Source organism: Micromonospora sp. HM5-17 (genome assembly GCF_003762835.1).
Taxonomy (GTDB): Bacteria; Actinomycetota; Actinomycetes; order Mycobacteriales; family Micromonosporaceae; genus Plantactinospora.
Map to the genome: position 1 here is coordinate 630,136 of NZ_RJWA01000002.1, position 20,781 is coordinate 650,916.

Genomic DNA, 20,781 nt, shown 5'->3' on the forward strand with positions numbered 1-20,781 from the left:
GGGGTGTCAGACCTCCGGGTAGTGGGCGTGAGTCGGGAAGTTTCCGTAGGGGCGTTCGCCGGCGGGGCCCTCGGTCACCGCGTGCACCAGCAGCGCGCCGCCGACGAAGGCGCCCCGCCAGGAGGCGCCCCGACCGCCGAAGACCTCCTGCCGGTCACCGCGGGAGCGGGGCCGGTTGATGCCGACCTTGAACGCCTGCAACTCGCCGCTGAGCCGCTGTGCGGTCGCCTCGTCGTCGCAGGCGAGGGAGGCGACCAGGGCGCCGTTGCTGGCGTTCATCGCGGCCAGCAGCTCCGCCTCGGTGTCGACCAGCACGATCGTGTCGACCGGACCGAACGGCTCGGCGTGGAACAGTGGCGAGGAGGGCGGCGGGGCGAGGATCGCCACCGGCGCCAGATAGGCGGAGCGGTCCTGGCCCGGCAGGAATCGCCCGTCGTCCAGCGAGCCGCGGTACAGCGGGATGCCGCCCCGGGCGATCGCCGCGTCGACCGCGTCGGTCAGCTCCTTGACCTTGGCGTCCTTGATCAGTGGACCGAAGTCGAGATCGGGGAGGTCCTCCTGCCCGGGTTCGACGGCGAGCGGGTGGCCGAACCGGACGCCCCGGACCGCCGGCAGGTACGTGGCGAGGAAGCGGTCGAAGAGCGACCGCTGCACCACGTAGCGCGGGTACGCCGTACAGCGCTGCTTGCCGTACTCAAAGGACCTGCGGATGATGCCGGCGAGCAGGTCCCAGTTGCTGAACTCCCAGACGCCCCAGCAGTTGAGCCCCTCCTGCTCCAGCACGTGGCGCTTGTCGGAGTTGACCAGCCCGGCGGCGACCTGGCTGCCGGCGCTGCGACCGCCGACGAAGAAGACGCAGGCGATCTCCGGCGCGGCGACCAGGACGGGGGAGAGGTCCGCGCCGCCGCCACTGATGAGCGTCACCGGCAGGTCGTGCCGGGCGGCGAGCGCACACGCCAGGGTCAGGCAGCTCACCCCACCGTCGGTCGGAGCCTTGGCGACCACCGCGTTCCCGGCGAGCACCTGCACCAGCACCGAGTGCATGATGACGCTCATCGGGTAGTTCCAACTGGAGATGTTGCTGATTGGGCCGGGTAGGGGCGACCGGCCGACCATCATGGCGTCGATCTCGTCGACGTACCAGCGCACCCCGTCGATGCAGCGGTCGACGTCGGCGGTGGCCAGCCGCCACGGCTTGCCGATCTCCCAGACGAGCAGCAGGGCCAGCAGGTCCCGGTGCGCGGTCAGGGCGTCCAGCGTGGCCGAGACCCGGGCCTTCCGTTCGGCCAGCGGCACCCGAGCCCAGTCCCGGTGCGCGTCGGCGGCGGCGCGTACGGCGGCGGTGGCGGTGGCCGCGTCCAGCCGGGGCGGCCCGGCGATGGCCGTACCGTCGACCGGCGAGGTGGCCGGGCCGGGCTCGCCGTCCCGGCGCCACTGCCGGCCCCAGTAGTTGAGGAGGCGGTCGGGGTGGAAGGCCTCGGGCGCCGCCTCGAGGCAGCGGGCGTAGCAGTCCTCCCACGCGGTACCGGGTTTACGGATCAGGGGCACGGGAGCCTCCAGAGCGTCGGGGGTCCGGTGGATGGGGCGGGCTCGTCGGGCCGGGAGGGGGAGGAATGGGTGGTCCGGGGCGCCGACGTCCCGTCGGTGGTGACCGGCACCGGATCTGCGGTGCGGAGACGAGCCGGGGAGTGTGCATACAGTATGCGGTCTGCACTGCTGGTGCAAGGGGGTGGTGCCGATCCATCCGCGGCCGGGGCACCCGGTGGTCGGACGGTCGAATCGTGCCCCGCTGATCGCGGTGCCGTCGGCCGGCGACGCGGCCGGCCGGGGCGCGCGCGGTCGGCTGTCGCCCCCGGTGGTCAGGCCGCGCGGGTGGCCGACGGGGCGTCGGCCCGCCGGGCGAGGGCGGTCCGGGCGAGCAGGTCCGTCGCCGCGTAGATGGTGCGCAGCGTGGGGGCGGGGGCGCCGGTGATGTCCGCCATCTCCACCACGGCCGCGGCGATGGCGTCCAGCTCCATCTCCTTGCCAGCCTCGAGGTCCTGCAGCATCGAGGTCTTGTGGTGGCCGACCCGTCGGGCCCCCTCGATGCGCTTCTGGATCGAGATCTCCGGCGTACTGCCGACCCGACGGGCGATGTCGAGCGTCTCTTCCATGATCTGCGCGATTACCCGGCGGGTGCCGACGTGCTCGCACATCTCCAGCATGGTGGCCCGGGTCAGCGCGCTGAGCGGGTTCAGGGCGACGTTGCCCATCAGCTTGATCCAGATGTCGTCGCGGAGCTGCCGCTCGACCGGACACTTCAGGCCGCCGGCGATCATCACCTCGCTGAACCGCCGGCACCGCTCCGAGATCGTCCCGTCCGGCTCACCGATCGAGAAGCGCGTTCCCTCCAGGTGTCGGATCACCCCGGGCGACTCGATGACGGTTGCGGGGTAGACGACACACCCGATCGTCCGTTCCGGCGGCATCACCGCCGAGGTCGCGCCGCCGGGGTCGACCGCCTCGATCCGGTGGTTCTCGTACGGCCCGGGGAGCTTGTAGAAGTACCACCACGGAATGCCGTTCTGGGCGGCGACGAGCGCCGTCTCCGGGCCCAGCAGCGGTTCGAGCAGCGGCCCGGCCGAGGCGTACGAGTGTGCCTTGAGGCCGAGGAAGACGTAGTCCACCGGTCCGATCTCGGACGGGTCGTCGGTGGCGTGCGGATGCGCGGAGAAGTCCCCCCGTGGGCTGAGCACCCGGACCCCGCGGGCCCGTAGCGCGGCGAGGTGCGCGCCGCGGGCGATGAGATGGACGTCCACTCCGGCCCGGCACAGGGACGCGCCGACGTAGGCGCCGATGGCGCCGGCTCCGAGCACGGCAACTCGCACGGGCAGCTCCCTTCTCAGCGGTCTTACTCGTATGCGTTATGTTGAGTACAGTATGCAATTATCGGGACGGGTGGCAAGCCTTTCTGCTGCCGCCACAGGTCATCGCGCGTATTTCGGCGACGTTCTTCGATGCCGTGCTGCCGTTGTAGAACGAGAATCCGGGCACACATGATCGAGGGCCCGCACCGGCCGTCCACCGGCGCGGGCCCGCTGGTCCGGCGAATGCCCAACCCTGCCCCCGCCGGACGGCTGCTCGGCCGGCGGCCGAGGGGGGGCGACGCGAGCGGTGACGCCCCGACTCCAGGGTGCTGCACCACTGTGGACGGCGACAATGAGCAGTCGCCGAACGGTCGATCGGTGCTGCCTATCGTTCCTGGTCAGCCGGGTGTGGCCGGTCGTGGGGCGAGGTCGGCTCGGACCGGGGGGCGGGTGGACCGGACTGGTCGGTCGACTCGACCGGTACCAGCGCGTCGATGCTGCGTTGCAGATCGAGGCGCTCCGCCACCCGGATCAGCGCGCTGGTCACCAGCGGCTGCGGATCGCGGTCCAGCACCAGCAGCCCGACCGTGCTGGTCGCGGTCGGCTCGACCAACGGCAGGACCCGGGTTCCCGGCGGTACGCCGAGCAGGCCCAGCCAGGCCTGCGGAATCACACTGGCCCAGTTGCCACTCCGGACGTGTGAACAGAGCGTGGAGACCGAGTTCGTCTCCATCCGGGGAGTGACCGTCACCCCGGCCTGGAGGAAGAGGTCGTCGAGGATGCGTCGGTGCTGCATGTCCGGGGTGAGCAGACAGAGGGGAAGCTCCGCCACCTCCGCCCAACCCACCTCGGTACGGTCGGCGAACTCGCCGCCCTGGCTGGTCAGCAGCACGTACCGCTCGTGGTAGAGCGGCATGGCGCGGAACCCGGTGAGCGGTTCCCCGGTGAGGTACGTCAGCCCGGCGTCCAGCTCGAAGTCGATCAATCGGCGATGGATCTCGGCGGAGGTCAACGAGAGCACGGTGAGACTGGTTTCCGGGTGCCGTTCGCAGAACGGGCCGGTCAGCAGCGAGACCGGCGGCAACGAGGCGGGTACGGCGCCGAGCCGCAACCGTCCGGTCAGACCCTGGTGACTGCTCCGGCCGAACTCGGCCACGAGTTGGTCCCGGTCGGCGAGGAGCCGTCGGGCCCAGGCGAGCAGTCGTTCCCCCTCCGGGGTGAAGCCCTCGAATCGGTGGCCGCGCCGGACCACCGAGACCCCGAACTCGGCCTCCAGCTTGCGGATCCCGTCCGAGAGCGTGGGCTGGCTGACCCAGCATGCCGCTGCCGCGCGGCCGAAGTGTTGCTCCCGCGCCAGCGCGGTGAGGTACTCCAACTGGCGAAGGAACATCTGGCCACCTCTTCCCTGCTCGGTCCTGCCGGAGGATCGGCGGCCGACCCGCCCGTCCCGACCGGTGCGTCGCTTCGTCCGTCGGTACCCCGTTGGTCCGTCGGCCGCCACCGGCCCAAGCATGACACCCGTGTGGTGGACGTCGAATCCGGTGAACTGGGGGAAACCGCTGAGGGTGGGGTCGCCGGGTGGTACGCGTCGATCGGATCGCCCGGTAACGATCAGGTGATCGTGCCGGAGTGCTTGACCCGCGCCGAAGCGGAGACCTACCGTTCTCCCGTGAGCTGAAACGTTTCAGGCGCCGGCGCGGAGCACCGGTCCGCCGCAGACGACGGCCGGGTACGGCCGCCCGCCGCCGACGCCAGCGACCACCGGGTCCCGGCCACCGGCGTCGGACACCGGCCCGCACCGTCCGAACGCGACGGTGCCCGGCACCGGCCCCGGCGGACCGGACCCGGCGGATGGGACCCGTACCGGACCGAGAGTGAGGAGTGGGGCCGTGACCGTACCGATCGTGCGTCGCCAACCCCTGGACGACCAGGAACTGCACCTGCTGCGCCTGCTCGCCGACGGGCTGCCGACCGACGCGGTCGCCCGCCGGATCGGGATGTCGGAGCGGACCGTCCGGCGCCGGGTCCGGGCCATCTGCGACCGGCTCGGGGTGCCGGCGCCGATCTCCGCCGTGGTCTGGGCGGTCCGCCGCGGTCTGCTCTGAGCGGTCCGCCGCGGTCTGCGCTGACGGACCCAATCCGCGGTCATCCCGGTGGCCCAGGCCCATTGACCAGCCTGATACCGGTTGGTTGAATGCGGCAAGGCTTCCGTCGATCATGGGGGTTCCCGTGCCGGTTCCGCGTCGTACCCTGCTGACGACCCTTCCGGCGGCGGCTCTGGTCGCCCTGACGCCGCCGCTGCGGGCGCGGGCGGCGTCCCCACCGGACCGGGCGTCCGGAGGACCGGCCCGGTCCGACGGGACGACGCTCGTCGACCCGGCCACCGCGCACGCCGCCGTCCGGGACAACATGGTCGCGGTCTTCGCCGGCACCGCCGAGGTCAACGCCCGGCCCGACGTCGCCGGCAAGCTCGCGGCGATCGAGACGACGGCGCGGACCCGGCTCGCCGCGCTGGACGGCGCCGGCCCGGGCGAACTCTTCCAGGGCGTTCCGCTCGGCACCAGCGACCCGAACCTGACCACGTCGTTCCAGTACCTCTACGAGATCGCACTCGCCACCCGGGTCCCCGGCGGGGCACTCGCCGGCGACACCGCCGTACGGCGTCGGGTCATCGACGGCCTCGCGTGGCTCTACGACCAGTACTACGGCGACCAGGACCGGGGCTACTACGGCAACTGGCACAACTGGGAGATCGGCATCTCCTGGCACGTCAGCCGGACCCTGGTGCTGCTGCACGCCGACCTCGCGGCGTACCGGCCGGACCTCACGCCGACCTACGTCGCCGCGATGGACGGCTACCTGCGCAACGGCCGGGACGGCGACGTGGACCTCGACTCGCGGTTCCACACCGGCGCCAACCTGGTCGACATCACGACGAACCGGATCCTCCAGGGTGCGGTCCTCGGCGACGACGCCCGGATCAGCAAGGCCGTCGCGGACCAGCTGACGGTCTTCGCCACCATCGACCCGTACCAGCTCCGGCACGGGGTCACCGATGGCTACTACGCCGACGGTTCCTTCATCCAGCACGCCTCGGTCGCCTACACCGGCTCGTACGGCCGCAATCTGCTCACCCGGGTCGTCCAGACCATCAAGATCCTTCAGGGGACCGGCTACCTGACCGGAGACGAACTGGTCAGGGTGGTGCAGGGCTGGGTCGCCAACGCCTTCGCCCCGCTCATCTTCGAGGGCTGGATGATGGAGATCGTCAAGGGTCGCGCGGTCTCCCGGACCACCACCGGGTACACCGACGTCGCCGCCGTGGTCGAGGCGGTGGTCGACCTCTCCGGGCACGCCGCCGACGCCGACGCCGCGGCCCTGCGCGGCTACGTCAAGTTCGTTCGGGAGAACTCCCGGGCCACGCTGAACCCGACCAGCTTCGTCTCTCCGGTCAGCATCGCCCGATACGCCGACATCCTCGCCGACTCCACCACCCCGGCCGCCGACCTCAATCCGCCCGCCCGGCACGCCGCGTTCAACGCGATGGACCGGACCGTGCACCACCGCCCCGGATACGCCTTCGCGCTGGCCCGCAACTCCCGCCGGATCAGCAAGTACGAGTACATGAACGGTGAGAACCTCCTGCCCTGGTTCCAGGGCGAGGGTGCCCACCATCTCTACCTCGCGGGCCAGGACCAGACCGAGGCGTACGGGGTGGACTACTACACGGTCGTCTCGCCGTACCGGCTGGCCGGGGTGACCGCCCCGGTCGAGGAGCGGCGAAGCGTGCCCGAGCTGTACGGCACGCCCTGGTACGACAACCCGGAGCGGGGCTTCACCTCCTCCTCGGAGTCGCAGAACACCTACGTCTACTTCCCACGCGGCAGCCACGACCACTCCGGCGGCGCCAGCCTCGGGGCGTACGGGACGGCGGGGTTCGTGCAGAGCGACGACGTGGCGTACCTCGCGAAGCGGGCGGGGCAGCTGCCCGATGACTTCGTGGCGTACCGCAACGCCACCGCGACGAAGTCGTGGTTCATGTTCGACGACGAGATCGTGGTGCTCGCCGCGGGAGTCGGGGACGGCGCCGGGCGGGCGGTGACGACCACGGTGGACAGCCGGATCGCCCGACCGACGGACGCGATCACCGTGACCGGGCTCCTCCGGGACGGCCGCCCGTGGCCCGGCATGGTCGGCGGGAGCGCGAGCGGAACCCGGGACACCGCACCCGGCAGCAGCGGACCCGGCGTCGCCGCCGCCGGCGGCGGGACCCGTGCCGGGCTGGCCTGGCTGCGGTACGCCAACGCCAGCCAGGGCACCGCGGTCGGTTACGTCTTCCTGGCCGGGCCGGCGCCGACCGTCTCGCTCGACACGGTCACCCGGAGTCGTCGGGTGGTCCGGACCGCCAACCCCGACACCCCGGTGACCCGGCAGGTCTTCAGCGTCACCGTCGAACAGCCGGCCGGGGCGCCGCCCGCCGCGTTCGCGTACGCCCTGGTGCCGAACGCCACGGAGCAGCGGCTGCGGACGTACCGGAACGGGCCGCTGGAGGTCCTGGTCAACACCACCCGGATCCAGGCGGTCCGGCATGCCGGGCTGGGCATCCTCGCCGCCAACGTCTTCGCGCCGGGCCGGCACGACGTACCCGTCTCCGGCCGGACCCGCGGCCCGCGGCTCAGCATCGACGGACCGGCCTCGGTGCTGATCCGGACCGAACCGGACGGCGGACTGGCGATCGCGGTCGCCGACCCGACCACCCGGCGCGACACCGTCGCGGTCACCCTGCGCGGCCGGCGGCTGCGAACCGTCACGGCGGACCCGGAGGTACGGCTGCGCCGGGTTCCCGGCGGCACCCGGATCGAGGTCCGCACGTGGCACGCCTACGGCCGGAGCTTCACCGCCACCCTGCGCTGAGGCTCCGGACGGCGGTTCTCCGCCGCGGACGAGGATTCGGCCGGAGGCGCGGCTCCCGATTCGGCAACGACTCGGCGAGCCCGCCGGCCGGTTCCCCGGTCGGGGCTCGTCACCACCGGCGTGCCCCGACGACCGGACGGGCGACGGGGCGGCACCCCGGCCTCCCTCAGCCGGCCGCGCCCGGCCGGGTGGTCCGGCCCTGTCCGACGTTCAGCTCGGTGAGGCTGATGCCGCCAGCAGCTCGCGGACCCGGGGGAGGACCCGCGTGGCGTACAGCTCGATGCTGCTCATCTGGTGTTCGTGCGGCAGGGTGCCGTTCGAGTACTTCAGCGAGAAGCGCTGGACCCCGAGGACCCGGATCGTCGCCGCGATCTTCCGGGCGACCGTCTCCGGGGAGCCGACGTGCCAGGAGCCCTCGGCGATGTTGGCGTCGAAGCGCTCCCGGGTCATCGGCCCCCAGCCTCGTTCGCGGCCGATCCGGTTGAACATCGTCCGTACGTGTGGCCACAGCAGGTCGGCCGCCTCCTGGTCGGTCTCGGCGACGAAGCCGGGCGCGTGCACCGCGACCGGGAGCGGATCCCGCCCGTACTCGGCCAGGGCGCGGTGGTACAGCTCGACGAGAGGCGCGAACCGGGCAGGGTCGCCGCCGATGACCGCCAGGACCAGCGGGAACCCGAGCCGGGCGGCCCGGACGACCGACTCCGGAGTGCCGCCGACCCCGATCCAGGTGGGGATCCGGCCCGACTCCGTCTTGGGATAGACGTGCTGCCGTTCCAGCGGGGCGCGGACGGTCCCCTGCCAGGTCACCGGCTCCTCGGTGAGCAGCCGTGCCATCAGTTCGGCCTTCTCGTTGAAGAGCCGGTCGTAGTCGGCGAGGTCGTAGCCGAAGAGCGGGAACGACTCGACGAACGAGCCACGGCCCAGGATGATCTCGGCGCGTCCCCGGGCGAGCGCGTCCAGGGTGGCGAACCGCTCGAAGACCCGTACCGGGTCGTCGGAGCTGAGCACGGTGACCGCGGTGCCGAGCCGGATCCGCTCGGTCCGGGCGGCGATGGCGGCGAGCACGATCTCCGGCGCCGAGACGGCGAAGTCGTCGCGGTGGTGCTCACCGAGCCCGAAGGCGTCGACGCCGAGCCGGTCCGCCAACACGGCCTGGTCGACCACGTTCCGGATCACCTGCCCGTACGGCAGCCTTCGCCCCGCCTCGTCGACGGTGACGTCGCCGAAGCTGTCCAGACCGAACTCCACCCGGGTCGCCATCTCACTCCTCCTGGCCATTCGCGCCGGTCACACCGTACGCCCGGCACCCTCCGGCCGGGTAACGGCGCAGCCGGCGATCGCATTCCCGCCCCGACCCCCCGGCATGGGCGGACGTCGGGCAGGCCCGGCGACCCGTCTCCTGCTCCGGCTATCCCCAGCCGGACCCGGCCTGGCGGCCCGGCGGCCCGGCAGCCTGGCGGCTTGGTGGCTTGGTGGCCCGGTGACCCGGCAGCCCGGCAGCCCGGCGGCCTGGCGGTCCGGGCTGGCCCGGGGCACCGTCCTGCGGGCGTGGGGGCCGGCGGGGTAGGCCCGCGGCTGCGGCGCCGGCCGGAGAATGGGTTGGCCCGTGGTCGGGGCGGGGCGCTAAGGTGACCCGGCCGGCCGCGGGACTCCGGTACGACTTCCGAAACCCGCCTCTGAAGCGACGCTTCGCAGTTCGTGCCCCCATTCCTCCGCCGGCACCGAGGACCGCGTCGGGGGAGGTCGACGGTCGTCATGTCACGGTCTGACCAGATCGCCTGCGAGGACGTCGTCATGTTCGTCAACGCGGCCATCACGTCGACCGGGCAGCGCGAGTTCCGGGCCGACGCCGCCGAGCAGCGCATGTCGTTGGGCTTCCTGCACGAGTATGTCCTCGGCAACTACCGCGATCTCTACGCGGCCACGCTCGCGTTGGAGATCAACCACTTCAACGCGGCCCTGGTGGTGACGAACCTGCTGCGTACGGCGCACCTGGCCAGCCCGGCCCAGCGGGCGGTCGAGGGGCGCCTGATCGCGGCGCGGCTACGGTTCCTGCCGCCGCAGCGGGTCTACCGGGTGATCCGTGAGCTGCGCCGGCTCGGCGTGAACAACCGGCGGACCCGGGCGATCATCCGGGACTGGGTGGCCGGCCGACCGGACCTGCCGTTCGACGCCGTCAAGTACCGCCGGTCGCTCTCCGTCGCGGCCCGGCACGCGCACCTGGCGCTGCCCGGCGAGGTGGGGACGTTCCTGTTCGACTGGCGCCGCGCGAGGCGCTACACGACCCCGATCCTGGAGACGTGGCGCCGGGCGCACTTCGACAAGCAGGCGCTCTTCGCCCTGCCGTACACCGTGGCCGAAGGACTCGCCGCCCACCACGGCATCGACCGGGGTCGGCTGTTGGCCCACAACGCCGCGTCGATGACGCGCGGCGAGCGGCTGCGGTTGCAGGAGTCGGCCCGCCGACTCGACGTCGACGACATCGTCACCGCAGACCTGGGCCGTACGCCGCTCACCCGGCTCGCCCTCTACGTCCTGTCGCTGCCCCGTCCCGAGCGGGCGCGGCGGCGCGCCGAGCTGACCGAGGCGCTGCGCACCGCCACCCGGCGGGCCGTGGGCCGGCAGGCCGGCACCTGGGGCAGCGTGGTCGCCGTTCTCGACGACAGCTACTCGGCCGCCGGCTCGTCGGTCAAGCGCCGGAGACCGCTCGCGGTGGCGCTGGCGGCCCACTACCTGCTGGAGGCTCTCGCCACCGACTACACCGGACTCTGGCTGACCCATCGCGGCGATCCGCTGCTGGTCCACCCGGTCGGCCCGACCAGGCTCGGCGAACGGCTCCTCGACGGGCTCGAACGGCGTCCCGACCGCCTCGTCGTCGTCTCCGACGGCTGGGACAACGATCCGCCGGGGCTGGCCGCCGAGGTGCTGCGGGTGTGGTTCGCCCGGCTCGACCCCGACCGGCGGACCTCGGTCGTGCACCTCAATCCGGTGTACGACAGTGACACCTTCGAGGTGCGCCGGCTCGCCGCCACCGTGCCGACGGTGGGCGTCCGGGATGCCGAGGACCTGGCCGCCCTCGTCGAGCTGGCCCGCTTCGCCACCGGCACCGCCACCTTCGCCGAGCTGCGTCGCCACCTCGACGACCGGGTCGCCCGCTTCCTCGCCGACGCCGCACAGAGCCCGGCGGACGCCGGCGCCGTCGGGACCGCGGCGGGAACCGGCGCTGCCGGCACCGTGGCGGAAGCCGGTGCCGCCGGGACCGAGGTGGGAGCCGGCGCGGCGGTCGCGCAGGAGCCGGCACCGGCCACGCCGGCCGGGGAGGCGACGGGAGCCGAGGCAGGCGTGCCGTCCGCCGGAGCGTCGAGGTGACCGTGATCCGCAACGGGCTGAGCCTTGCCGGACTGACCGCCGGACCGGGCCAGCGGTGGGGTGCCCTCCGGCTGGTGCCGCTGCTGCGTGACGAACCCATCACCGACCTGCGTCTGCACGCCCGGCTCTACGACCCGGACGACCCGACGCTCGTGGCCGTCGGGCCCCGCACCGCGTACGTCGCGTACGTCCCGCACGCGTTCGTGGCGAGCTGGACCCCGGGCGGCGGCCCGGTCGCGGCGTACGGCACCCAGCTGACCGACCCGGCCGACGCCCGGCTCCCGGGGATCGGGCTGCACTTCCGTCGTCGGATGGCCCGCCGAGAGGAGAAGAACCGGCTACGCTTCCTGCCGCTGCACCTGGCCATGGAGGGTTACCTCGCCCTCCACGTCGGCGGGCCGTCGATCGCCTGGCAGGAGTGGACTCGGCGGGCCGTGACCCGGGGCCTCTCGCCACGGGCCGAGGAGGCGTACACGGGTGCCGAGATCACCGGGCTCGCGGACGCGCTGCGGGTCTTCGAGATCCATCCCAACCAGTGCGGGATGCTGCTCTACGCCGCCGACGCCCTCGCCGCGGCCTTCGTCGTACCGCATCCCGACGACTACCGCGCCCTGCATCCGACGCTGCTGCTGGACCTCTACGGCGAACTGGTCCACCACTACGCCCACCTGTACCCGACGGTGGGCGAGTTCTCCACCCGGATCGACGCCGGACGGGTGGCCAGCGTTGCGGACCTGCGGGCCGAGCTGGTCCGGACGCGCGCCGCGTGGTCCGCGTTCCAGCTGGAGATGGCGGGCGGGCTGCTCGGGATGGAGCGGCTGACCAGCACGCTGGTGTACCGGATGGGCCGGTTCGCCCTCGCCCGCTTCCTGCCCGCCTTCGACCCCGACCGGGAGAACCACATCGGCGAAGCCATCGTCGACAACGCCGGGCGGCTGGCGTACCTGAAGACCTTCCGGCTCTCCGCGGCGCAGGCGCGCCGGGGGCACCTGCTCTCCCAGTTCGCCGCGCACGACTGGGACCTCGACGCCACCGCCACCGCCCTCGCGACCGACCGGCGGTCGCTCGCCCTGCGGCTCGACCGCGCCGGCTTCGGGCACCTGCTCCGCCCGGAGGTCATCGACGCGGCCCGCCGCGAGGCGCGCGAGCGCGGGCGTCGGGTGCGGCGCAACCGGTGACCCGACGACACCGGTGCGGAGCGGACCCGGGAGGCGGTCAGCCGGTAGCCGTCGATTCGTCACCCGTGTGGGCTGGGGTGTAAGGAAGGGCCCCTTGTTATCGCTTTTGGTATAACAAGGGGCCCTTCCTTACACCTCAGCGGAGCAGCCACCGGAGTGCGGAGTCCACCGCCTCGGCGGGTACCTCGTGACCGCCGTCGAACTCCTCGTAGCGCACGTCGTAACCGAGCCGCCGCAGATGTGGAACGACGCGTCGGGCGCACGGGTCGATCGGTAGTACGGGGTCGGCCACACCGTGCGACACGTAGACCGGCGGCTGGCCGTGGGTCACCAGCGGCGCCGCGAAACCAGGGGAGAAGGCGACGACCCCGTCGAACAGGTCACCGTTGGTCAGGCCGAGCGAGAGGGCGTACGACGCGCCGTCGGAGAAGCCGCCGACCAGACATCGGTCCAGCGGGTGACTCTCGAATGTCTCCTCCAGGAGCCGGTCGATCCGGCGTACGTCGGGCCCGAAGCCGTCCAGGATCAGATCCCAGGTGCTCGCGGTCGACTTGGGCGCCACCAACAGCAGCCGTCGCTCGTCCGCCGCCGGAAGCAGCAGGTCCACCGCCTGCCGGGGAGTGCCACCAGCCCCGTGCAGCAGCAGTACGAGCCGGTAGGGCCGCCCGTCGGCGGGTGGCACGTAGCGCAGCGCGAGCAGCTCCCCGGTCGGCCCCTCCTGGGTCAGGAGGCCGGTCCGGGCGGGCGCGGAGACCGGAGGGTACGGCCGTACCGCCAGGCGGCCGTGGTGGGAGTTCTCCTCGGGCTGGAGGTGGGGAAGCGCGGGCTCCTGCACGATGGGTTCCTTCCGGCCGACCGATCGCCGGCAGCTGACGGTCGGAACGGGGCTACCCCGGCCTCCGGTCGGATAACCCGCCCGTCCGACCTGGTCTGACCAGGAAGGAACCTGCGCTGGTGCACGATCCGCCAGCGGTCGGGTGGGCTGTCGGCGCTGAAGTTCAGCAGCACCGGCGTGCTCAGCAGTCGCAGCAGCCACAGCAGTCGCAGCAGGTGCGGTCGTCGCGCCGGGGTGCACCGGCAGCGGTCCCCCCCGAATCGGGGAGACGGCTGACCCGATCGGGGAGCCGGGCCGTACCCCGGTGGGGACCGCGTGGCCGCGATCATCGGGCCGATGGTCCCGCCCGGGCCGTCAGCGACGGCCGGGCGGGACCGAGCGTCCGCGGGTTAGGAAGGGCCCCTTCCTATACCGAATCCGATAAGAGGGGGCCCTTCCTTCCCGCCAAGTTGAGGGCGCGGACCGCCGCCGCGACGAGCTCCTCGGGGGGCAACGAGACGTCGAGGGTGAGGACGTGCTCGTCTGGCTCGGGGAGTTCGAGGGTGGCGAGCTGCGAGTCGAGGAGACTCGCCGGCATGTAGTGCCCGGTTCGGCGCGTCATCCGCTCCCGGATCACCTCGGCGGGGCCGTGTAGCAGGACGAAGTCGAGCCGGGGTGGCCCCTGGCGGAGGACGTCGCGGTAGGCGCGCTTCAACGCCGAGCAGGCCAGCACGGTGGAGGTCCCCTCGGCGGCGCGGTCGGCCATCCAGGCGGCCAGGTCGCGCAGCCACGGCCAGCGGTGCGCGTCGTCGAGGGGTACGCCGGCGCGCATCAGCGCCACGTTGGCGGCGGGGTGGAAGTCGTCCGCCTCGGCGAAGGTCAGCCCGGTGGCCGTGGCGATCCCGCTGGCAACGGTGGTCTTGCCCGACCCGGACACCCCCATCACGACGACGTGCCGGGTCGGGCGCGCGACGGCGGAGTCGCCGTCACCAGTCATGGACGGTCCCGTCCTTGAGCCGGTTGTACGGCAGGTACGCCGGCACGTACGGGAAGCGAGCCGCGGCCTCCTCGTCCAGCTCGACCCCGATTCCGGGCTGGTCGCCGGGGTGCAGGTAGCCGTCGGCGAAGGTGAACGACTGCCGGAAGACCTCGTTGGTCAGCTCGCCGTGCCGCATGTACTCCTGGATCCCGAAGTTGTGGATCGCCAGGTCCAGGTGGAGCGCCGCGGCCATCCCGACCGGGGAGACGTCGGTCGGTCCGTGCATTCCGGACTTGATCTGGTACTGCGCCGCGTAGTCGAGCAGCTTGCGCATCGCGGTGATCCCGCCGGTGTGGGTGACCGAGGAGCGGACGTAGTCGATGAGCTGCTCGCGGATGAGGGTCTGGTAGTCCCACACCGTGTTGAAGACCTCGCCGATGGCCAGCGGGGTGGTGGTGTGCTGCCGGACCAGCCGCAGCGCCTCCTGGTTCTCGGCCGGGGTGCAGTCCTCCAGCCAGAACAGGTCGTACGGTTCGAGGGCCTTGCCGAGCTTGGCGGCCTGGATCGGGGTCAGCCGGTGGTGTGCGTCGTGCAGCAGCGGCAGCTCGGGGCCGAACTCGTTGCGGACCGCCTCGAAGACCCCGGGCAGGTGCCGCAGGTACGCCCGGGAGTCCCAGTCCTCCTCGACGGGGAGCGGCGTGCGCTGCGCCGGCTCGTAGTCGTACCGCTTGCCGTCCACGCTCGGCTGGGCGGCGACGCCGTAGACCGCGTTGATTCCCGGCACCGAGGTCTGGATCCGGATCGACCGGTAGCCGAGTTCCAGGTGGTGGCGGATCGAGTCGAACAGCTCCGGCAGGTCCCGCCCGGAGGCGTGCCCGTACGCCATGATCCCGGTCCGGGACGCCCCGCCGAGGAGCTGGTAGAGCGGCATGTTGGCGGCCTTGGCCTTGATGTCCCAGAGCGCCACGTCGACGGCGGCGATCGCCGCCATGGTGACCGGGCCGCGCCGCCAGTACGCCGAGCGGTAGAGGAACTGCCAGGTGTCCTCGATCCGGTGTGGGTCGCGGCCGATCAGCAGCGGAACGACGTGGTCGCGCAGGTACGAGGCGACGGAGAGTTCGCGCCCGTTGAGAGTGCCGTCGCCCAGCCCCGTGATCCCCTCGTCGGTGGTGATCTTCAGGGTGACGAAGTTGCGGTCCGGACTGGTCACGATGACGTCCGCGGCGACGATCTTCACGGCGTGCCTTTCTCGGATGGTTGGTGAATGGAATGTCGCGGGGCCGGCCGGGTCACCACTCGGCGAACGAACCGTCGGGGTGCCGCCAGATCGGTCCCCGCCAGTGGTGTCCGCGCTTGTCCGCCAGCCGTACCGCGTTCTCGTCGATCTCGATGCCGAGGCCGGGGCCGGTGAGCCGGAGGATGTGCCCGTCGACGAAGGTCAGCGGCGCCCGGTCCAGGACGTAGTCGAGCACCTCGGCGCCCTGGTTGTAGTGGATGCCGATGCTCTGCTCCTGGATCAGGTAGTTCGGGGTCGCGAAGCCGACCTGGAGGCAGGCGGCGAGCGCGATCGGCCCGAGTGGACAGTGCGGCGCCAACTGGACGTCGTACGTCTCCGCCAGCGCGGCGATCTTGCGTACCTCGGTGATGCCTCCGGCGTGCGACAGGTCCGGCTGGGCGACCGCGATGCCGGCCTGGAGCACCGGTAGGAACTCCTGCCGGCTGTAGAGGCGCTCGCCGGTGGAGACCGGGATGCTGGTGCTGCGAACGAACTCGCCGATCAGGTGCGAGTTCTCCGGCACCACCGGCTCCTCCAGGAAGAACGGCCGGTACGGCTCCAGCAGCGGCGCGACCCGGCGCGCGTTGGCCAGGGTGAACCGGCCGTGGAAGTCGACGGCGACGTCCCGGTGCTCTCCGAGCACCTCTCGCGCGGCGGCGACCCGGCGGACCACCCCGTCGAGTTCGGCGACCGAGGCCAGCGGGCTCATCCGGCCGGAGGCGTTCATCTTCACCGCGGTCAGCCCCGCCGCCACCTGCGCGGCCACGTGGTCGGCGACCTCGTCGGGCTCGTCGCCGCCGACCCAGCCGTAGACCCGGATCCGGTCCCGGACCGGGCCGCCGAGCAGTTGGTGCACCGGGGCCCCGAAGTGCTTGCCGGCGATGTCCCAGAGCGCCTGGTCGAGCCCGGAGACGGCGCTGGCCAGGATGGGGCCGCCCCGGTAGAACGACCCCTTGGTCAGCACCTGCCAGTGGTCCTCGATCCGCAGCGCGTCCCGGCCGACCAGCAGCTCGCTGAGCTGCTCGACGGCGGTGCGGACCGTCTCCGAGCGGCCCTCGCAGGTCGCCTCGCCCCAGCCGACGAGTCCGCTCTCGGTCTCGATCCGGACGAACAGCCAGCGGGGTGGGACGAGAAAGGTCTCGATCCGAGCGATCGTCGTCATGTTTCTCGCGTCAGCCCTTCGTGGCGCCGGCGGTGAGGCCGGAGACGACGTACTTCTGCACGAACAGCGCGATCAGCATGATCGGCAAAGTGACCACGGTGGACGCCGCCATCAGGCCACCCCAGTCGATGCTGGCGTACCCGACGAAGTCGAAGATCGCGACTGGCAGGGTCTTGGTGTCGGCTCCGGAGAGCACCAGGGCGAACATGAAGTTGTTCCAGGAGAAGATGAAGGACAGGATGCCGGCGGTCGCGATGCCGGGTGCGGAGAGCGGCAGCGTGATCCGCCGGAACGCGCCGATCGGGGTCAGCCCGTCCACCTGCGCCGACTCCTCCAGCTCGAGCGGCAGGCCGTCGAAGAAGCCCATCATGATGTAGACGATCAGCGGCAGCGAGACGAACATGTGGCTGAGGATCAGCACGGTGAAGCCGCCGACCATCCGCAGGTTGCTGAAGACGTAGTACCAGGGCACCAGCAGCGAGACGCCGGGGATGACCCGGGCCATCAGCACCACCAGGGCGGACTTGCGCATCCCGAACCGGCTCATCGAGTACGCCGCCGGCACGCCGAGCAGCAGCGAGAGCGCGGTCGCCGCGAACGCCACCCAGAGGCTGTTGCCGATGAACTGGAGGTAGTTCGCCTGCTGGAGCACCTTGGTGTAGTTGTCGATGGTCGGCGTGAAAACGAACGTCTTGCTGGAGTCGTAGATGTCGACGTTCGTCTTGAACGAGGCGGCGATCATCCAGAGCAGCGGGGCCACCAGCGCGACCACCACGACGGTCAGCGCGACCGCCCGGAAGACCTTGTACGGGGTAACGCGGCCCATCACTGCGCGTCCTTCTTCTTGTTACGGGAGGTCAGCAGCCACATCGAGCCGATGATGATCAGGAAGAAGATGATGAGTACGGTGGAGGAGATGCCGTACTTGTTGTAGTCGAAGCTCAGGCCGTAGGCGTACACGTTCAGGGTCTCGACCTCGTGGTACGAGCCGCCGCCGCGACCCTTGGTGGCGTAGAGGATGTCGAAGGTCTTCAGCGCGTCGATGCCGCGCAGCAGGATCGCGACGATCACCGTCGGCATGAGCAGCGGCAGGGTGACGTGCCAGAACCGCTGCCACGCGTTGGCCCCGTCGACCCGCGCCGCCTCGTCCGGCTCGTTCGACAGCGAGGTCAGCCCGGCGAGGAGGATCAGCGCCACCATCGGGGTCCACTGCCAGACGTCGATGAAGATGGTGGTCGGCAGCGCGCTGTGCTGCCCGGCCAGCCATGGCTGCGGCCCGATCCCGAACCATCCGAGGATCTGGTTCGCGGCCCCGATGTTGGGGTCGAAGATGAGCCGCCACATCATGCCGACCGCGACCGGGGTGGCCACCAGCGGCATGAGGATCGCCACCCGTACCCACCGTTCGCCCTTGAACGGGCGCCACAGCAGCAGGGCGATCGCCATGCCGAGGACGACCTCGAACAGGAGCGCGACCCCGGTGAAGGCGACGGTCCGGGCCACCGCGGGCCAGAACCGGTCGGTGTCGGAGAGGACCTCCAGGTAGTTCTGGAAGCCGACGAACTCGGATTCCGCCCGGACCGAGCCCTCGGCGTCGGTGAGGCTGAGGTACACGGTCCAGGCCAGGGGGAAGACGATCAGCGCGCCGACGAACGTCATCGCCGGCGCCGCGAAGAGCCACTTGCGGTGGTGGTTCGCCCAGCGGCTCCAGGCGGAATCACCCTCGAGCGTCGGGGTGGTGGGGTTGACTGCCATCAGATCTCCGGATTACGGGGGGCCGTGAGAGGCGGTTCGGCAGGCCGGTGGGGCGTCGCCGGCGGCGGGCCGGACACGCCCGGAGGTGGTCGGCGCCGACGGACCGCCCGGGACCGGATACGCCGGCGGTGGACCGGACGCGGGGCCGGCGGGGTCGGTGGCGGGGCCGGGACCGAACGCACCGGGCCGGTGACCCCGGGGAAGCGGGGTGGCGGCGGGGCGACGGCGTGGGGCGGCGGACGTCCGCCGCCCCACGCCGTCGACCTCCGTGACCTACTTCTCGTCGTCCAGCAGCTTCTGGAAGGCCTCGTTGGCGGCGTCCGCCGAGGCGGCGACGTCCTTGCCGGTGATCGCGTCCACGATCGGCTGGCCGACGATCTCGCGGGCCTCGGCCACCTTCACCACGAGCGGCCGGTCGTGCCCCACACCGTTGGCGGTGCTGATCGAGATGGCGTCCGCCAGGTCCTTCGGGTACGTCGAGATCCCCTCCGGGTTCTCCCAGACCGAGGTCCGGGCACCCGGCACCCCCTCCTTCTGCTGCTTCAGCGCCTGCTCCTTGCCGGCCGCCCACTGGATGAACTTCCAGGCGTTGGCCTGGTTCTTCGACGCCTCGTTGATGGCGAGCGCCCAGGACGGGATGTTGTACGGCTTCGAGCCGGCCGGCCCGGCCGGGAACGGCGCGAAGCCGACGGTGTCGGAGACCTTCGACTTGGCCGGGTCGGTGGCGTTCTTGTAGAGCGAGTTGGCCTCGGTGTAGAACGCGGCCTTGCCCTGGGTGAAGATCGCCATCGCCTCGGACCAGCTCATGTCGGTGCTGATGTTCTCCGGACCGTGCTCGCGCAGCAGCCCGCCGTAGAAGGCGTACGCCTGCTTGGCCTGCTCGCTGTTGATCACGGCCTTGCCGCTGGCGTCGACGAAGTCGCCGCCGTAGCTGAACAGGAAGCTGGAGAACTGGGTGACCGCCGCGGCCTTGCCGGTGCGGGCGACGAAGCCGGCGATACCCGGGTTCTCGGCCTCGATCTTCGCCGCCGCCGCCTTGAGCTCGTCGAGGGTCTTCGGCGGGGCGCTGTAGCCGGCCTTCTCCAGCAGGTCCTTGCGGTAGTAGAGGACCTCCTGCTCGGTGATGATCGGGATCCCGACCACCTTGTCCTCGTAGGTGGTGGCCTGGAGCGGCCCGGCCTGGAAGTCGTCGAGGGCGAACTGGGCGTCGCCCTTCGCCTTCTCGGTCAGGTCGGCCAGGTAGCCGTTCTTGGCGAAGAGCTTCCCCTCCTGCAGGGGGCGGTACATCATCACGTCGATGTCGCTGGAGCCGGCGTTCAGCTTGACGTTGTACTGGTCGGACAGCTGGTCCTCGCCGAGCTGGGTGACCTCGACCTTGAGTCCGGTTTGCTGCTCGAACTCGGGCAGGGCCCGCTTGATGTTCTCGGTCCAGACGTGGTTGACGAGCGTCACGCGGAGCGTGTTCGAGTCGCCGCCGTCGTCTCCGCCGCCGCAGGCGGACAGGCCGAGGGCAGCCACCACGGCCAGTGAGGTTCCGATTATCGATCGACGTAACACGTCCATCTCCCCTTCCGTCGCGGCCGACCCGCCGTTGGGTGCCGCTGCGGATGCCCTACATCCGCTTAATGCCGGATGCTAAGTCGATAAACCAGACTTAAGCAAGGCCAGTGTCTTAACTGATAGGCTTTATTTATGACCCTGTCGTCGTCTGAGGACGCGTCTGCCCGACTCGGGATCGAGTCGGGACTACACGCCCGGCTGCTCGACCAGCTCGGCACCGCCGTCTGCGGTGGTCAACTCGCCCCCGGTTCGGTGCTCTACATCGACGACCTCGTCGAGCGCTACGCCGTGTCCCGCTCGGTCGTCCGGGAGGTGCTGCGGGTGCTGGCCTCCATGGGGCTCGTGGAGTCCCGGCGCCGAGTCGGCACGCTGATCCGCTCCGCCGACGACTGGAACGTCTTCGACCCCCAGGTGATCCGGTGGCGGCTCGCCTCGTCCGGCCGGATCGCGCAGCTGCGCTCCATCACCGAACTGCGGGCCGCGGTCGAGCCCCAGGCCGCCTCCCTGGCCGCCGCGCGGGCGACCCCCGAGCAGGCCAGCGACCTGGTCGGGCTCGCCGCCAAGATGTGGGCGGCGGGCAAGGCCGGGGACGAGGCCGAGTTTCTCCGACTCGACATCGAGTTCCACCGCCAGGTCCTCGTCGGGTCCGGGAACGAGATGTTCGTCAAGCTGCACGAACTCGTCGCGGAGGTCCTCGCCGGTCGATACCACTACGACCTGATGCCGCACTATCCCCACGAGGCGGCGCTGCAACTGCACGCCGACGTGGCACAGGCGATCCAGCACCGGGATGGCGAGGGCGCCAGGCGGGCGATGGTGAAGATCATGGAGCAGGCCATGACCGAGATGAGCGCCATCTGGGCCCAGAGCGGCAGCGGCGCCGACTCCTGAGCCGCGCCGACCGTTCCCCCGGGGTGCCGAGGCGGTG

16 protein-coding genes are annotated in these 20,781 nt (G+C 71.5%); 5 read left to right on the top strand and 11 right to left on the bottom strand.

What is annotated here, in order from left to right; translation table 11 throughout:
- Positions 1-6: 6 nt before the first annotated feature.
- The 3 genes from EF879_RS07985 to EF879_RS07995 all read right to left on the bottom strand — a co-directional run bounded on the left by EF879_RS07985 (position 7) and on the right by EF879_RS07995 (position 4,236).
- Positions 7-1,548 carry an aldehyde dehydrogenase family protein gene (locus EF879_RS07985; protein WP_123556304.1) on the bottom strand — a complete coding sequence of 514 codons (1,542 nt, stop codon included), beginning with the start codon at positions 1,546-1,548 and terminating at the stop codon, positions 7-9.
- Positions 1,549-1,859: 311 nt separating this feature from the next.
- The gene (locus tag EF879_RS07990) at positions 1,860-2,867 is read right to left on the bottom strand and encodes a 2-dehydropantoate 2-reductase (RefSeq protein WP_123556306.1); all 1,008 of its coding nucleotides are present in this window, start codon (positions 2,865-2,867) and stop codon (positions 1,860-1,862) included.
- 364 nt (positions 2,868-3,231) lie between these two features.
- Complete coding sequence (locus tag EF879_RS07995; protein ID WP_123556308.1) at positions 3,232-4,236, bottom strand: LysR family transcriptional regulator; 1,005 nt, start codon at positions 4,234-4,236, stop codon at positions 3,232-3,234.
- Positions 4,237-4,735: 499 nt separating this feature from the next.
- Between EF879_RS07995 and EF879_RS08000 the strand changes: the two genes are divergently transcribed.
- Positions 4,736-4,951, top strand: coding sequence for a helix-turn-helix domain-containing protein (locus EF879_RS08000; RefSeq protein WP_199736229.1), 216 nt, complete (start codon positions 4,736-4,738; stop codon positions 4,949-4,951).
- Positions 4,952-5,063: 112 nt separating this feature from the next.
- Positions 5,064-7,760 carry a polysaccharide lyase family 8 super-sandwich domain-containing protein gene (locus EF879_RS08005; protein ID WP_199736231.1) on the top strand — a complete coding sequence of 899 codons (2,697 nt, stop codon included), beginning with the start codon at positions 5,064-5,066 and terminating at the stop codon, positions 7,758-7,760.
- A 210-nt stretch (positions 7,761-7,970) separates the two neighbouring features.
- Here EF879_RS08005 and EF879_RS08010 read toward each other — a convergent pair whose 3' ends face one another.
- Positions 7,971-9,020, bottom strand: a complete 1,050-nt coding sequence (locus tag EF879_RS08010) for an LLM class flavin-dependent oxidoreductase (RefSeq protein ID WP_123556312.1) — start codon at positions 9,018-9,020, stop codon at positions 7,971-7,973.
- A gap of 495 nt (positions 9,021-9,515) precedes the next feature.
- Between EF879_RS08010 and EF879_RS08015 the strand changes: the two genes are divergently transcribed.
- Positions 9,516-11,129, top strand: a complete 1,614-nt coding sequence (locus tag EF879_RS08015) for a hypothetical protein (protein ID WP_199736233.1) — start codon at positions 9,516-9,518, stop codon at positions 11,127-11,129.
- Entirely contained in the window at positions 11,126-12,307 is a 1,182-nt protein-coding gene (locus tag EF879_RS08020; protein ID WP_123556314.1) for a hypothetical protein, read from the top strand. The genes EF879_RS08015 and EF879_RS08020 overlap by 4 nt, the downstream gene beginning before the upstream one ends.
- 136 nt (positions 12,308-12,443) lie before the next feature.
- Here EF879_RS08020 and EF879_RS08025 read toward each other — a convergent pair whose 3' ends face one another.
- The 7 genes from EF879_RS08025 to EF879_RS08055 all read right to left on the bottom strand — a co-directional run bounded on the left by EF879_RS08025 (position 12,444) and on the right by EF879_RS08055 (position 19,856).
- Positions 12,444-13,142 carry an alpha/beta hydrolase gene (locus EF879_RS08025; RefSeq protein WP_123556316.1) on the bottom strand — a complete coding sequence of 233 codons (699 nt, stop codon included), beginning with the start codon at positions 13,140-13,142 and terminating at the stop codon, positions 12,444-12,446.
- A 406-nt stretch (positions 13,143-13,548) separates the two neighbouring features.
- Positions 13,549-14,118, bottom strand: coding sequence for a gluconokinase (locus tag EF879_RS08030; RefSeq protein WP_123556318.1), 570 nt, complete (start codon positions 14,116-14,118; stop codon positions 13,549-13,551).
- A complete protein-coding gene (manD, locus tag EF879_RS08035; protein WP_123556320.1) occupies positions 14,108-15,337 on the bottom strand; it encodes a D-mannonate dehydratase ManD in 1,230 nt (409 codons plus the stop codon). The genes EF879_RS08030 and manD overlap by 11 nt, the downstream gene beginning before the upstream one ends.
- Positions 15,338-15,389: 52 nt before the next feature.
- Positions 15,390-16,538 carry a galactonate dehydratase gene (dgoD, locus tag EF879_RS08040; protein ID WP_123556322.1) on the bottom strand — a complete coding sequence of 383 codons (1,149 nt, stop codon included), beginning with the start codon at positions 16,536-16,538 and terminating at the stop codon, positions 15,390-15,392.
- A gap of 10 nt (positions 16,539-16,548) precedes the next feature.
- A complete protein-coding gene (locus tag EF879_RS08045; protein WP_123556324.1) occupies positions 16,549-17,364 on the bottom strand; it encodes a carbohydrate ABC transporter permease in 816 nt (271 codons plus the stop codon).
- Positions 17,364-18,293, bottom strand: coding sequence for a carbohydrate ABC transporter permease (locus EF879_RS08050; RefSeq protein ID WP_199736235.1), 930 nt, complete (start codon positions 18,291-18,293; stop codon positions 17,364-17,366). The genes EF879_RS08045 and EF879_RS08050 overlap by 1 nt, the downstream gene beginning before the upstream one ends.
- A 273-nt stretch (positions 18,294-18,566) precedes the next feature.
- Positions 18,567-19,856, bottom strand: a complete 1,290-nt coding sequence (locus tag EF879_RS08055; protein ID WP_123556326.1) for a sugar ABC transporter substrate-binding protein — start codon at positions 19,854-19,856, stop codon at positions 18,567-18,569.
- A gap of 129 nt (positions 19,857-19,985) precedes the next feature.
- Here EF879_RS08055 and EF879_RS08060 point away from each other — a divergent pair, with 129 nt between their 5' ends.
- Positions 19,986-20,744, top strand: a complete 759-nt coding sequence (locus tag EF879_RS08060) for a FadR/GntR family transcriptional regulator (RefSeq protein ID WP_123556328.1) — start codon at positions 19,986-19,988, stop codon at positions 20,742-20,744.
- Positions 20,745-20,781: the final 37 nt, after the last annotated feature.